General features: G+C 59.3%; 21 protein-coding genes. 13 read left to right on the top strand and 8 right to left on the bottom strand.

Annotated features, from left to right (window positions below; translation table 11 throughout):
- The first annotated feature begins 2 nt into the window (after positions 1–2).
- From SYNCC9605_RS08400 to SYNCC9605_RS08370, 10 genes are all read left to right on the top strand, one after another.
- The gene (locus tag SYNCC9605_RS08400) at positions 3–515 is read left to right on the top strand and encodes a gamma carbonic anhydrase family protein (protein ID WP_011364647.1); all 513 of its coding nucleotides are present in this window, start codon (positions 3–5) and stop codon (positions 513–515) included.
- 193 nt (positions 516–708) lie between these two features.
- Positions 709–831, top strand: coding sequence for a photosystem II protein Y (locus tag SYNCC9605_RS15205; RefSeq protein WP_025362202.1), 123 nt, complete (start codon positions 709–711; stop codon positions 829–831).
- Between the two features lie 47 nt (positions 832–878).
- Entirely contained in the window at positions 879–2,249 is a 1,371-nt protein-coding gene (trmFO, locus tag SYNCC9605_RS08390) for an FADH(2)-oxidizing methylenetetrahydrofolate--tRNA-(uracil(54)-C(5))-methyltransferase TrmFO (protein ID WP_011364646.1), read from the top strand.
- Entirely contained in the window at positions 2,246–2,497 is a 252-nt protein-coding gene (locus SYNCC9605_RS15505; RefSeq protein WP_011364645.1) for a cation transporter, read from the top strand. The genes trmFO and SYNCC9605_RS15505 overlap by 4 nt, the downstream gene beginning before the upstream one ends.
- A complete protein-coding gene (locus SYNCC9605_RS15500) occupies positions 2,498–2,722 on the top strand; it encodes a CDF family cation efflux system protein (protein WP_011364644.1) in 225 nt (74 codons plus the stop codon). It begins immediately after the preceding gene.
- A gap of 84 nt (positions 2,723–2,806) precedes the next feature.
- Positions 2,807–2,962, top strand: a complete 156-nt coding sequence (locus tag SYNCC9605_RS15495; RefSeq protein ID WP_257928792.1) for a hypothetical protein — start codon at positions 2,807–2,809, stop codon at positions 2,960–2,962.
- A 45-nt stretch (positions 2,963–3,007) separates the two neighbouring features.
- Positions 3,008–3,211, top strand: a complete 204-nt coding sequence (locus SYNCC9605_RS15490) for a hypothetical protein (RefSeq protein WP_011364642.1) — start codon at positions 3,008–3,010, stop codon at positions 3,209–3,211.
- Between the two features lie 23 nt (positions 3,212–3,234).
- Positions 3,235–4,791, top strand: coding sequence for a carotenoid isomerase (crtH, locus tag SYNCC9605_RS08380; RefSeq protein WP_011364641.1), 1,557 nt, complete (start codon positions 3,235–3,237; stop codon positions 4,789–4,791).
- 35 nt (positions 4,792–4,826) lie between these two features.
- Positions 4,827–5,111, top strand: a complete 285-nt coding sequence (locus SYNCC9605_RS08375; RefSeq protein WP_011364640.1) for a hypothetical protein — start codon at positions 4,827–4,829, stop codon at positions 5,109–5,111.
- Entirely contained in the window at positions 5,108–5,662 is a 555-nt protein-coding gene (locus SYNCC9605_RS08370) for a hypothetical protein (protein ID WP_011364639.1), read from the top strand. Before SYNCC9605_RS08375 ends, SYNCC9605_RS08370 begins: the two co-directional genes overlap by 4 nt.
- Positions 5,663–5,745: 83 nt before the next feature.
- Here the strand turns inward: SYNCC9605_RS08370 and SYNCC9605_RS08365 are convergent, their stop codons facing one another.
- The 4 genes from SYNCC9605_RS08365 to SYNCC9605_RS08350 form a co-directional block, all read right to left on the bottom strand.
- A complete protein-coding gene (locus SYNCC9605_RS08365) occupies positions 5,746–6,258 on the bottom strand; it encodes a hypothetical protein (RefSeq protein ID WP_041434908.1) in 513 nt (170 codons plus the stop codon).
- 110 nt (positions 6,259–6,368) lie between these two features.
- Entirely contained in the window at positions 6,369–6,686 is a 318-nt protein-coding gene (locus SYNCC9605_RS08360; RefSeq protein ID WP_011364637.1) for a hypothetical protein, read from the bottom strand.
- Positions 6,687–6,800: 114 nt separating this feature from the next.
- Complete coding sequence (locus tag SYNCC9605_RS08355) at positions 6,801–7,091, bottom strand: hypothetical protein (protein ID WP_011364636.1); 291 nt, start codon at positions 7,089–7,091, stop codon at positions 6,801–6,803.
- 33 nt (positions 7,092–7,124) lie between these two features.
- Positions 7,125–7,514 carry a hypothetical protein gene (locus SYNCC9605_RS08350; RefSeq protein WP_011364635.1) on the bottom strand — a complete coding sequence of 130 codons (390 nt, stop codon included), beginning with the start codon at positions 7,512–7,514 and terminating at the stop codon, positions 7,125–7,127.
- A 20-nt stretch (positions 7,515–7,534) separates the two neighbouring features.
- Here SYNCC9605_RS08350 and SYNCC9605_RS08345 point away from each other — a divergent pair, with 20 nt between their 5' ends.
- The 3 genes from SYNCC9605_RS08345 (at position 7,535) to SYNCC9605_RS08330 (ending at position 9,232) form a co-directional block, all read left to right on the top strand.
- Positions 7,535–7,738 (top strand): hypothetical protein, encoded by a 204-nt coding sequence (locus SYNCC9605_RS08345; protein ID WP_011364634.1) that lies wholly within the window; start codon positions 7,535–7,537, stop codon positions 7,736–7,738.
- Between the two features lie 3 nt (positions 7,739–7,741).
- Positions 7,742–8,152, top strand: a complete 411-nt coding sequence (locus tag SYNCC9605_RS08340; RefSeq protein ID WP_011364633.1) for a hypothetical protein — start codon at positions 7,742–7,744, stop codon at positions 8,150–8,152.
- 528 nt (positions 8,153–8,680) lie between these two features.
- Complete coding sequence (locus SYNCC9605_RS08330) at positions 8,681–9,232, top strand: helix-turn-helix domain-containing protein (protein WP_011364632.1); 552 nt, start codon at positions 8,681–8,683, stop codon at positions 9,230–9,232.
- Between the two features lie 1,120 nt (positions 9,233–10,352).
- Here the strand turns inward: SYNCC9605_RS08330 and SYNCC9605_RS08325 are convergent.
- From SYNCC9605_RS08325 to SYNCC9605_RS14750, 4 genes are all read right to left on the bottom strand, one after another.
- The gene (locus SYNCC9605_RS08325) at positions 10,353–10,583 is read right to left on the bottom strand and encodes a hypothetical protein (RefSeq protein ID WP_011364629.1); all 231 of its coding nucleotides are present in this window, start codon (positions 10,581–10,583) and stop codon (positions 10,353–10,355) included.
- Between the two features lie 73 nt (positions 10,584–10,656).
- Positions 10,657–11,784, bottom strand: coding sequence for a tyrosine-type recombinase/integrase (locus tag SYNCC9605_RS08320; protein WP_011364628.1), 1,128 nt, complete (start codon positions 11,782–11,784; stop codon positions 10,657–10,659).
- Between the two features lie 363 nt (positions 11,785–12,147).
- On the bottom strand, positions 12,148–12,432 hold the full coding sequence (locus SYNCC9605_RS08315) for a hypothetical protein (protein ID WP_011364627.1): 285 nt from the start codon (positions 12,430–12,432) through the stop codon (positions 12,148–12,150).
- Between the two features lie 313 nt (positions 12,433–12,745).
- Positions 12,746–13,033 carry a hypothetical protein gene (locus SYNCC9605_RS14750; protein ID WP_011364626.1) on the bottom strand — a complete coding sequence of 96 codons (288 nt, stop codon included), beginning with the start codon at positions 13,031–13,033 and terminating at the stop codon, positions 12,746–12,748.
- Positions 13,034–13,036 lie beyond the last annotated feature (3 nt).

Here is a 13,036-nt window from a genome sequence, read left to right as displayed (position 1 = left end):
CCATGGCCATGACTGGCTCCAAGCCCTGGCCCGATCCCCAGATCGATGCCGCCGCCTGGGTTGCTGAATCCGCCGTCGTGATCGGTGATGTGCAGATGGCAGCGGGCAGCAGCCTCTGGCCCACGGCGGTTGCACGCGGCGATCTCGAGCAGATCAGCATCGGTGCGGGCAGCAATGTTCAAGACGGTGCCGTGCTCCATGGCGATCCGGGGCAGCCGGTGCGCATCGGTGCCGACGTCACCGTGGGGCACAGGGCCGTGATCCATGGCGCCACGATTGAAGATGGATGCCTGGTGGGAATTGGGGCCATCGTTCTCAATGGCGTCACAGTCGGTGCTGGCGCCCTGGTGGCTGCTGGATCTGTTGTCACCAAGGATGTTCCTCCCGGAACCCTGGTGATGGGCATGCCAGCGGCGGTGAAGCGGGAGTTGTCGCCTGAGGCGATTGACCAACAGCGCTGCCATGCCCGGCGCTACGCGCAATTGGCGGCCTCCCACGCCCAGATCAGGCCTTGAACGCACTCCTTTGATTGCTGCGAATTCGATCAGCTTTCAAGGAAGGTCGTGGGATCAACGGAGAAGTCCGTAAGATCGGCGGCACAGATTTCTGTTTTCAAGAATGGTCCGAGTTGCCATCGGTCTGGTCCTCATCCTGGTGATCGTCGGTTACTCGGCCTTCAGCGTGATCACAACGGGCCAGGTTTTGGGTATCGATGCCCGCCTGTTCCTGGTGGTTGCCCCGATCCTGGCAGCTGTCAGCTGGGCTGCTTTCAACATTGGCCGTGCGGCAGTGGGTCAGCTGCAGCTGATGCTCAAGCGCAGCCGCGCCTGATTCAGGCAAGCGAGCTTCGTAGGCTGAAGTTTGCTTGATGCAGCTGGTTGTCTCAATCTCCCCATGTCACCGTTCTTGGTGCTGGTCTTGCCGGCACTGAGGCTGCTTGGCAGGTCGCCCGTGCAGGGGTTGCGGTCACCCTTGTGGAGATGCGCCCGATTCGGCGCTCCCCAGCACACCACAGCAGCGATTTCGCTGAATTGGTATGCAGCAACAGCTTTGGCGCACTGAGCAGCGACCGTGCTGCTGGCTTATTGCAGGAGGAGCTGCGCAGGCTTGGCTCGTTGGTGATCGGCACGGCCGACACCCACGCTGTGCCGGCCGGCGGAGCCTTGGCTGTTGACCGCGGTCGCTACAGCGCTGCCCTGACCGAAGCTCTCGACCAGCACCCCCTGGTCACGATTGAACGGCGCGAGCAGCAAAATTTGCCGCCGGAAAATGCGATCACCGTTTTGGCGACGGGGCCGCTCACAAGTGAACCGTTGGCGGAGGATCTGCGCCAGTTCACCGGCCGCGCCGACTGCCACTTCTTTGATGCGGCCAGCCCGATCGTGCATGGGGACAGCATCGATCTGTCGGTGGCCTTCCGCGCCAGCCGCTACGACAAGGGAGATGCGGACTACATCAACTGTCCGATGGACAAGGAGCAGTACCTGGCCTTCCGCCAGGCCCTGCTGGAGGCGGAACAGGCGGAACTCAAAGACTTCGACAAGAACGACGCCACTTTCTTTGAAGGCTGCCTCCCGATTGAGGAGTTGGCGCGTCGTGGTGAAGACACCATGCGTTATGGCCCCCTGAAGCCGATCGGGCTCTGGGATCCCCGTTGGGGCGATGTGAACGATCGCGATGTACGTCGGGCCAAGCGCGCCTACGCCGTGGTGCAGCTTCGGCAGGAAGACAAGGACGGTCGTCTCTGGAATCTGGTGGGTTTCCAGACGAACCTCAAATGGGGTGAGCAGAAGCGCGTTCTGCAGATGATCCCCGGGCTGGGCCAGGCGGAATTTGTGCGCTTCGGGGTGATGCACCGCAACACCTTCCTGGAGTCGCCTCAGCTTCTGCAGCCCACCCTGCAGTTCCGCCAGCGGCCCAACCTCCTGGCGGCAGGCCAGATCACCGGAACCGAGGGCTATGCCGCCGCCGTGGCCGGTGGCTGGTTGGCCGGCACCAATGCGGCCCGGTTGGCCCTGGGCCTGGAGCCCATCGACCTGCCGGCCACCTGCATGAGTGGAGCCCTCACCCATTTCGTCAGCGAGGCACCAACGGCCAAATTCCAGCCGATGCCCCCCAATTTCGGTCTGTTGCCGGATCTGCCGGAACGCATTCGCGATAAGCGAGCGCGCTATGGCGCCTATCGCGACCGTGCCCTGCAGGATCTGGAGCCGATGCGGGCTCTCCAACCGGAGACCGTGACGGCATGACAACCCCTGCGGAGGCTCGCCGGATCGAACAGCGCTCTCTGCGCTTCGGGGTTGGAGCCAATGCAGTGATGGCCTTGGCCGGGTTTTCCGCCAGTGTGCTCACCGGATCCTCGGCCCTGCTCTTGGACGGCCTGTATTCCGCCGTTTTGGTGGGGTCGTCCTTGATTGCCAGTCGCATCAGCCGCAACGTGGTGCGGCCGCCGGATCGAGCCTGGCCCTACGGCTACGAAGGCCAGGAAGCCCTGTAAGTGCTGTTTCGCTCCCTGGTGCTGCTCGGGGTGATCGGCTTTAGCGTCGGCAGCTCCTGCTCCACCTTGATCGATTGGTGGCGCGGAAGCAGCATTGCGCCGCTGCATCTGGAACCGGTGGCGCTCTACACCGCGCTGATGACAGCGCTGTGTGGACTGCTGGCCTGGCGGCACCGTCGCGATTGGCGCCGCACGGGGCGGGTGTCGCTGCTGCTGCTCACCTAGGCCCGCAATGCCCGGATCGATGCCGTTATCACCCTGGCCACCGGTCTGGCCCTGCTGGCGTCGCCGCTGCTCTTGGCAACGCCCTTGTCTGCAATTGCGCCGATCACCGATGCCCTGCTGGTGCTGGCGGTGAGCCTGGCCCTGCTGCGTGAACCCCTGGCGGCGTTGCGGGATGCCATGGCCCAGGCAGCGGGCTGTGCCGCCGACCCGGGTGTGCTCCGCGCACACGCATCGTGTTGATACAGGAGCTGGTGGGGCTTCAGCTGCAGATGATGGATTTTTACGGTGCAGCAGCTGGGCCGCACGGCCTTTGTCGTGGTCTACATCAATCCGCTGCAGCCCATGGAAAGTCGGGTGAGTGATGGCCTGCGCCATCACATTGATGCCCGCTGCAGTGCCGAACTCGGACGTCCGGTGCGTTCTGAGGTGATCCTCACAGTGATGCCGCCGATCCACCGCCAGGATCCAAGGCCGCAGACGGCCCCTTAGCGTCACCCCAAAGAAGCGATGCCATGAGCGAGAACCAGCAGTGGGATGCCGTTGTGATCGGTTCCGGCATCGGTGGTTTGGTCACCGCCAGTCAGTTGGCCGCCAAGGGAGCCAAGACCCTCGTCTTGGAGCGGTATCTGATCCCGGGTGGCAGTGGCGGTGCCTTCAGACGCGAGGGCTACACCTTTGATGTGGGGGCCTCGATGATCTTCGGCTTCGGCAAGAAGGGTTTCACCAACCTGCTCACCCGGGCCCTTGCTGATGTGGGGGAGCACTGCGATACCATCCCTGACTCTGCCCAGCTCGAGTACCACATGCCCGGTGGGCTGCGCATCGCCGTGGATCGCGACTACGAGCAGTTCATCGCCGATCTCACGGCGCGGTTTCCCCATGAGGCTGAGGGGATCCGCCGCTTCTACGACACCTGCTGGCAGGTGTTCAATTGCCTCGATGCCATGCCGCTTCTCTCGTTGGAGGATCCGGCTTATCTCACCAAGGTGTTCTTCAAGGCACCACTGGCCTGTCTTGGGCTGGCCCGCTGGCTGCCTTTCAACGTCGGTGCGGTGGCCCGCCAGCACATCAAAGATGAGCAGCTGCTCAAGTTCATCGATATCGAGTGTTTCTGCTGGTCGGTGATGCCGGCGGATCGCACGCCGATGATCAACGCCGGCATGGTGTTTTCCGATCGGCATGCGGGGGGGATCAACTACCCCAAAGGAGGCGTCGGCGTGATCGCCGAAAAGCTGGTGAAGGGATTGGAACGCCACGGCGGAGCCATCCGCTACAAGGCCCGAGTCACCGAGGTGTTGATCGAGAACGATCAGGCGGTTGGCGTGAAGCTGGCCGATGGCGAGGTCATCCGCGCCAAGCGTGTGATTTCCAATGCAACCCGCTGGGACACCTTCTCCGGAGCGGGTGATGAGCAGCACCGCTCTGGCCAATCCCTGGTGGATGCCGCCCACACGCCGGGCAAGGAGCAGTTCTGGCGCAAGCGTTATATGCCTTCGCCCTCGTTCCTGTCGCTGCATCTGGGGGTTCGGGCTGACCTGATTCCGGCGGGCACCCACTGCCATCACCTCCTGCTCGAAGACTGGAACTGGATGGAGGACGAACAGGGGGTGATCTTCGTGTCGATGCCCTCGCTGCTGGATCCGGATCTGGCCCCGGCGGGGCATCACATCGTTCACACCTTCACGCCGTCATCGATGGAGGCATGGCAAGGACTGACCCCCAGCCAGTACCGCGAGAAAAAGGAGGCCGATGCGGCACGGTTGATCCAGCGGCTGGAGGCGATCCTTCCCGGCCTCGCCGATGCCATCACTCACAAGGAAATCGGCACGCCCCGCAGCCACCGGCGTTTTCTGGGTCGCTTTCAAGGCAGCTACGGCCCGATTCCGGCCATGCAACTGCCGGGATTGCTGCCGATGCCGTTCAACCGCACGGGCCTGAAAAACCTCTACTGCGTTGGTGATTCCTGTTTCCCCGGCCAGGGCCTCAATGCTGTGGCCTTCAGTGGGTTTGCCTGTGCCCATCGTGTTGGGGCCGACCTTGGCCTGAACCACTGGGCACTGCCGGCCTGATCTTCTGCCTAGCGTGATCGCTCCTAGGAGTTGGGATGCCGCCTGAGTTTCAGCCGTCGTCGGACGATCTGGCCCGCTACCTCGAGCAGAGGGGTGAGCTGACCAAGCCCTGGAATCTGCAGATGCTTCGGCTTAAGAAGCTCAAGGAAGCCAAGGACTCGATGGATCCTCAGCTGTACCTCGAAAAGGTGCAGGAGGCCCATGCCGATCTGATGCGGCTCGGTCAGTTCTGGAAAGGACGTGAACAGGAGGTGTTTGGCGGCCGCTACCAACCGTCTGAACTGATTGAACCGCTGCCCGGTTCTCCGGACGACCGATGAACGGCATCGAACGCTTCGGGCTATCGCCCCTGATCCGCTTCACCCTGCTCAGCCTCTATGGGGCCTTGGTGCTGCCCTTGCCGTTGCTCGCCCCTGCGGAGTCGCGCTGGATGATGGTGGCAGGGCTTCTGCTGGGCTTGGTGTTGGTGATCGGTCTGTTGAGTGAACGGGTGGAGACCGATGCAGAAGGCATCCAAGTGCGTTACCCCGCCTGGATTCGCTGGTTGCTGCGGCGCGGCTGGTCCATGCGTTGGCAGGACATTCGGGCCCTGGTTCCCGTTGGTACCAGTCAGGGGGGAACGGTGTACTACGTGAAGGCAGCCGATCTGCGCCACCAGCTCCTGCCGCAACGCATCGAGCGCTTCGATCGATTCCTGGATCTGCTGGCCGCCAACACTTCTGTGTCGACCAAGGGCATCGGCCGACTCACGCCGCCTTGGACGTATCAGCTCTTGGCTGGATTGGCCGTGGTGATGATCGCCGGCGAACTGCTCACGTCTCTGGCGCTGGCTCAGGGCTGGATTAGTTTGCCTTCGGGTTATCCAGGCTGAAGCAAGCCAGTCTCATCAAGGTTTCTCGGCGCTTATTATTCGATGTGGCACAACTGTGTCACGGCCTCCCGGCTCATCCAGGCTCACCTGAGCAGGCTCTCGACCTCGCTCTCAAACGTCAGAACGTGGTGGCTCTGCTCTCCCTCGCCGGGCAGAACCGCAATGGCACCAAGGGCTTTCGGGTAAGCAGCACGGCTTTTCGACACGAACCCAGCCAGGTCACCGGCGGACCACAGACCTTTGATGCCGCTCTCCCGCTCTTCGCGAAGACGGTCGTAGGCCTCACTGAACCTCTCGGCTCTGTCTTCCGGTCCGTCGAACATCTCAGCGAAGGCGACCTCCGCTCCCTTCTCAGTGGCGATGGCAAGCCACTCCCTGACCTCAGGGCTGTCGATGGCTGCTGACGCCGGCACCACGTTCGCGACGCTGCCGACTCCAATGACCGAGACCTTCACTGCGTCTGAGCGTCCGTCCATCACAACGACCGGGCAGTTGAAGTCCCAGGACTCCTTCTCTTGCAGCTTTCTCGCCGCTTCAACGAACGAAGGACGGCACTCGGCGACAAGCATGTCCAGCCTCGCTCTCTTGGATGACATGCGTGTTTATCCGTTGGGTCAAGTCTGGCGGGTGCGCTCAAGCCCCTGTGAGCAGACACAAAGAAGCCCCGACCTTCATCAGAAGACCAGGGCGTCGGAGTTGGTTTGGCTCATGACTGAGCTTCGATTTGGCTCTTTAGTGGTGGGCAGGTCTTGAGCTCAGAGAAGAGCACCTGCCTTGCGATGCCTTCGTACTGCTTCGGGTAGTTGAAGCGCTTGTCGCCTTCCATGCTCTTGACAGCGCTCTTGAAGGAGTGGCCGTCGTAAGCCATCTGGCAGATGTGCTCGCCTCCTTCGATGCCAGCGTTGACAGCTCGCCAGACCTTGGGAACTTGAAGAGCTCCGAAGACGAGGAGGAGCGTGCCTCCGCTAATGACCCAGTTGGGAATGCGCTTCTTGGGAGTGGTCTCGGTGTTGGTGTCGGTCATTGGTGCCTCGTGGGTAGTGGGCCTCCTGTGCCCTGTGTTTCCAAGGTCTTTCGGCTGAGCAGTTTCTGAATCACCCAGCCGAGTGGTTTCTTCCGTCTTTGTGCCTCTGAGGAGTTAGTCGTCCTTGCCCCAGGTAGAGCCCGCGGCTCCTCCAGCGATGGCGAAGAACAGGCCAAGCAGGATGCCGCCTGCCACTCCGAACCAGAACATGGTGAGGAGAACAGAGGCCAGGAGTCCTTGGAAACCTCCGCCTGTGGCGAAGGAGATGAAGCCGAACAGAAAGCCGACTGGAATGCCCAGTTGGACTCCGTTCATCGCTCCGGCCATCACTCCTGTGGCAAGGCCTACTCCGACGCCGCCTGCAGTACCGACAGCTCCTTTGGCGATTCGCTTGACGAGTTTCATTGGTGCCTCCTGGGCAATGTGAGTGTTTTGGCTTCAGGCCTGAACGGTGCGAGAGACCTTGAGAGGACTTGCCCCGCAGGCGTGTTTGAACCAGCGGTAGCCGACGGTCCCTTTCTCGCCGACCGTTACCCAGCCGTTGGACTTCTTGTACGTCCTGTTGGCGCAGTTGAAGGCCATTCGGAACTGGTCTTCTTCTCCGGGTGGAAGCTCGGGGTCGTTCACCGACTTGATGAGCAGAACGGCGTTGTTTCCGACCCTTGTGACGGGACCACCGAAGTAGAGAGTGCCGTCGTCAGCGTCAGTGATGAACTCCCATTGAGTGCCGACGTTGACTTGAGCTGCTGCTTTGGAAGGTTCTTCAGCAAAAGGAGAGAGCAGAAGAGCTGCGGCGAAGACGGGAGCGATAGGTGTGGTGAAGTTCATGGCTGCCTCCTGGGCAGTGAATGAGTGAGTTGGAGTTGCAGGGCAACTCAGTCGTCGAGACCGAGCTCCTTGCGAGCATTTTTCTTGTGGTTGGCGGCGACCTTGGCGGCAACGCCACCAGCGGCCATCTGCAGTGCGAACTTGGCTCCTTTGTTGAGCTCGCCTTCAGGGCTTCCAAGGGCGACGAGGACGAGATGTTGACCTTCACTTACGAGGAGGTCTGATCAATGGTCCAGTTCCTTCAATCAGCACGCGTGCTTGTGGGCATGGTGCTTTTCATCTGGAGTGTCTTCTTGAGCTTCAACGGCTTCCCAGGCGCTCTCGTCTCATGGCTTGGCGGCGGTGTCGTGCTTGCGGGCTACAACACCTCCATTGCCTCCATTTGCTACAAAGACATCGGAAGCGGACCGGTCGGATCGTGGTCTCGCATCGGAACCATCTGCGTCGGCTTCGCCATTGCCTCTCTTGGCTCGGCGATGATCGGTTGGGGAGGGCTGTGGTCGGTGAGCATCGGCAACAGCTTCACCATTCCTTTCCGTGAGACCGGCATCCTGTTCGGCATCGCTGGTGGCCTCTACAACATCGACAGATTCCGCTGCGTTGCGGGTCAGCCCGTCGATAAGGACTCGAACGCTTAGTTGCCTGGAGCCTGCGCGGCCCAGAACTGAGCCTGAGCCCACTTGAGCTGGTCGTCTGACAAGGTCTGGTCCTCGTCTACGAGAGACCGCAAATACCGTCTCCGCATCGGCGAAGCTATGAGGTCTTGGTCTGTGTCGCGCTCAGGGCGCGGTTGGTGCTGTTGTTCTTCCATTGGGTTTTCTGGGTTTATGACCGCCACGACTCACGGCAAGGGAACGCCGCCGTGATGTTGGAGCCGTTCCCCATCGAGTTCTGCCTGGAGATAGGGCACCAGTCAGACAAGTGCTACGCCGAATTTGTTGGTCCGATGTGGGAGAGCCTGGATGCTCTAGTGCCAGTGGCTATCTCCTAGGCCTCTTTTTCCTTCGATACCACCTTTGCTTTTTTCTGGTTTTTTCTGGATTTTTCAAAGGTGGTAGTAGAGCAAAAAATTGGAAGGAAGCGGAGCGCGTCCAACCGCCCTTGAAAACCCTTTCCACGACTCAAGGAGTCTCTGTGGTTAGGACAGGTACGCCTGCTCGAGGGGCTTGAGCGTCTGTTTGTCCTGTGTCTGGCTGACTGACAACCACCAGACGACAGTGCTGACAGTTCAGGAACTCGCCGCTCGTTATGGCATCACACGTCAGTCGGTCTACGAGCGCCTGAAGGCCGCCGGCATCACACCCGTGAAACGTGGAAACCGTTCCCTCTTCGATAAGGAGATGGTTGCCTGTCTCGATGAGCAGCATCGAAAGCTCCAGCAAGGCTCCTCTCTCAGAGACGCGACAGACGACAGACAGACCATCGACATCACACCCGTCAGACAGCCGACACTCGAGCCAGCTCCAGACCAGGGGTTGGCTCTTCTCGTGTCAGCTCTGTCGTCGGCCTTACAACCGACAGACGACGCCCACCTGACAACCCACCGACAGCTTCAGGAAATAGCGGACAAAGGCTGGGTGGTTCCGACGCGAGTGCTTGCCCGAGTCCTGGGACAGAGCAACTCAAGCCTCCACTCGTGGGGCGAGAAGACCGAGCGACTCGGATTCACCATCGAGCGGACCGGAAGCAGAGGGATGTTCCGGGTCAGCCAGTCTTAGGAGCGCATCTGCCTTTACTCAAGTTGGCGCTCAGCAAGCCACCTGAGTTAGCCCATAGGTGCTCAGTTGATTTACAAAGCTCTGAGCAGCGAAGTCATGCTCTCGGTGGGGCAGTTGGCTTCGCGTGCCCAATCGCAGACAGGGTGACCCGGCCAGCCGTAAGGCAGATCACCCGAGCCAAGACCGCCGTTTACCTCGGCTATCTCGTCTCATCTCCACCGATAGCCAGGGAAGGCGACAGCGTCAGCCCGCTTCAGAAGCCCAGCCAAACTCCTATTGCCACGTCGTTCTATGTCGATGCGACTTGCTGCTCTCCTTTCGCTGGTGTTGTTGAGCCCAGGAGTTGTGTATGCCCATGACTCCCACAAAGCACGTGCCTCAGATAAGTCACAAGAGGTTGCGACTGCCAAGGCAATGCGCCGAGTACCTGAAGGAGCGACGGTGACTGACACCTCCTGCAAGAAGCTCAACTACGTTTTTCAAACACGCTGGCGCTGCACGATCACGTACAGCGATTAGCCCGCCTCAGGAGCCAAGCTCACTTGCTTTTCATACGTCGCCAATAAAAAAGGGCGGGCCCCTCAGCCCACCCCCTACAGACGCATTGAAAGCAGCTCTGCTTCCGAAACAACAATACCAATTACTAGGCATTACTACCTAGCGAGAATCATTCTCGCTAGGGTCATAGTACCGCTGGCGCGTGCAGCTCTGCAAACGCGTTGGGAGATGGAATGCATGCAGCGGGCTTCCCTCGGCCCGCTTCTCCCTGAACTAACCCGCTTCGGGTGCCCAATCCAACTTGTGGAAGTTTGTGTGGCCGACGGTGATGCACCACCGGAGCGATTCGACCACCCAAATACGTTGATACGGGAAGAGATTCATCCCTACACCAAACCGAATTTCTTAACGATGAACGGACTTGACCCCTGCCGAAACAGAGGTCAAATCACAGTCCACGTCGGTCACCGCTCTGACCGGCTTTCGGGTCCGATTAGCAACCCGACAAAGACATGATGATCAGAAAGGGACGAGACATAGGTCATCTAGGAGACGTTTTTTAGAGAGCCACAAATTCGCTGCAGCATCTCGGTTTTTTGATAACCGACCTCTTTCGCATGACTCACCCCGCTTCGGGCGCCCAACCCACTTCCTTCTGCCAGGTCGGTGCCCAGAGCTTGCAGCGCTTCTTCAGGTGCTGACCTTGCTGCAGTTGGCGTTGCCTGAGGTTGCAGCCCACCATCGTGTGGCAGTGCTGGTCGACTCCGTAGGTGAAGTGCTGGCAGGTCATGCAGACCACGCCGCCTTTCCACCCTTGGAGTTCGCGCTCATCAACGAAGTCCCAGTCCTCCATCCCAAACCTTATGCGTACATCTGTACTACTCGAAGCAAGATGGTTTGACAAGTGAAGCTGCTGCTTTGATTGCTCAGTCCAGCGAGTAAAGCTGACGGATCATCGACTCCTCGGACATGACGATGTGGCCGTAGACGTTCTCGATGTTCTCGGTCGAAGTGCCCATGGCACGCGACACCAGAACCGTTGAGACGCCTCGCTTTAGGGCTTCCGAGGCGTAGAAGTGCCTCAAGACGTAAAAGGTCACGTCGAAGCGGTCGAAGCCCCAGCGCTCCACAACGTCATTCATGTGAAAGCGCAGGTATTTCAATGACTGAGGCTTGCCATGGCGGTCGCAGAACACGAAGTCATCGGGCTTGGTGAAGTCAGGCGTGAGGTTCTTCAGCCCGTCCAGAAGGTTTCCGATGAGACACGGCACCGCTCTACGTCCTGTCTTTGTCTCGTCTCTGACCGACAGGACCACTGCCCGTTGCTTGAAGCCTGACGGTTTCTTGTTGTGAGCCATGAGCACGTCTCGCTCAACGTCCGTTTCCTGGATGTCACGCCACCGAAGCGAACTCAACTTCTTGCCGCACAGCTCAGTGGGTCGGAGTCCCGACGAGGCCAGGATCTGAACGAGGAAGAAGAGCTGATGGCGTCGTAGGTGTTCGTCGGCTTGGTTGATCTTTTTGCCGGCCGGCTTGAAGACGTCCTCGAGCGACCACGTTCGCTTGAAACCGTCTGGGCCGAGCTCTGGGTTTAGGTAGTTGCGGAGCCGGTTGACGAGTTCGTTGTACTCGTCTGGTGTAAGCGTCTCCGTCCGCACCGACTTCTCTTGCTTGGGCACTCGGACGTGGTCGAAGTCCGGGATCTCTGGGCAACCAAGCGCCATGCCGTGGAGGCGTACGAGCGTGGCAATGCCCTTCAGCTCGTCCTTGAGCACCGAGAGCTTGAGCTGCTTGCCCCGATAACTAACGTACTCCTGCCAGCGTTCGTCCGTCATGGCGGAGAGCTTGATCTCGCTGATGGGACCGAAGACCACCGCGAAGTGCTTCCGCCAGGTATTCACTGTCCTGGTGATCCGAGGCTTGTTGCGTATCTCGCCCCGGCTGAGCCTCTCGTGTTGCTTCCGTTGGTAAGCGTCGATGAGGTCGGCGAGCGTGCCTGAGAAGACGTTGATGCCGGCCTTCTCTGAAGCGAGCTTGTCCAGGACGATGGTCATCGGCCGCTCTCTTGCCGTTGTCGGGTCGGTGGTCTTCAGTGACTGGCGAACCCGCTTTTTCGCCGATGGGATCCACAGCGAGACCTGAATGTCCCTCCTTCAGCCCGTCTGTAGATCTGAGCCCGGCCGTCCATGACGTCCGCGGCGTCGATGTGTGGCACGGATGTGGCTCAACCGGGTTGTAAGGACGCTTTTATTACACTTGTGGCGTCGATGTGGCACAAGATGTGTCGCCATAAAGCCAGTCTCTGACTGAGTTATGGTCTTATAGATAAGCATACCTTCGGGCTATCCAGGCTGACCAGAGCTGGTTGATCAACAGAACACCCCGCCATTGCTGACAGGGTGAAATGGCTTGATTTGCTATCGATCCATGGACCAGTAACGGACGCATCCAGCGCGACCGTAGTAACCGCAAGCACAGGCACCGTTGGGACCGGCGACGACACCGCGACCTCCGTAATAGTTCGGACCGTATTTGTAATAACCGCGGGGACCGTAGGTGTAGCCGTGATTGACGACGACACCGCCACCGCCATGGTTGTTCCAATAAACACCACCTGCCTGGGCTTCAGGAACAGCAGTGATCGCAAGACCAAGGGCAGCGATTGCAGTTCCGATTGCGATTCCGAGAGTTGTGGTTTTCATGATCTTTTCTCCTGACTTGTTCAGAGGGCTGGAGCCCTGTATTCACGCCATCTCCGTTCCAACTGCGAAATTACTCCCAAAGTTGAGGGATTTTTTCAACGGATCCAATCTCTCGTCTGGGTAAAAAAAACCATCTTGCGAGCGGGGTTAATGATCAACAGGGCTACTGCTGGAGGCTGAAGAAAATTGTTCTGACGTTTTATCGCAAATTCTTATTTGAAGCATCCTGGATTTGCTTTCTTTACCGTTGAAATCACGCCTGGCGCAATATCGATCTTCAAGAACTCATCTGCATCGAATTGCTTGAACATCTTCAAATACTTGTCTTTGGTCTCTTCTGAGATTTCACCGTTTGTGCTAAAAAACAAATGAGAGATAAGCTTGTTGTTTGACTGATGACGGCACTCAGTACGTCACATGCCATCTCTCGTTTGACGCTAGATCGGCAGAAGCTCATCACGTCGTCAACGGAGTCAAATGGCTTTTCGGCAGCGGCTGATTCTTTCAAAAGGATCGGCGAGTTGGTCTCCTGTGCTCTTGATGGAAGCGGAGCAATGGCAATGGCATAAGCCACAAGTCCGATGGAAAGTCGGCGGAGCATCGG

Source organism: Synechococcus sp. CC9605 (assembly GCF_000012625.1).
In the GTDB taxonomy this organism is placed as follows: Bacteria; Cyanobacteriota; Cyanobacteriia; order PCC-6307; family Cyanobiaceae; genus Parasynechococcus.
This window is presented reverse-complemented; position numbering and strand designations above follow the sequence as displayed.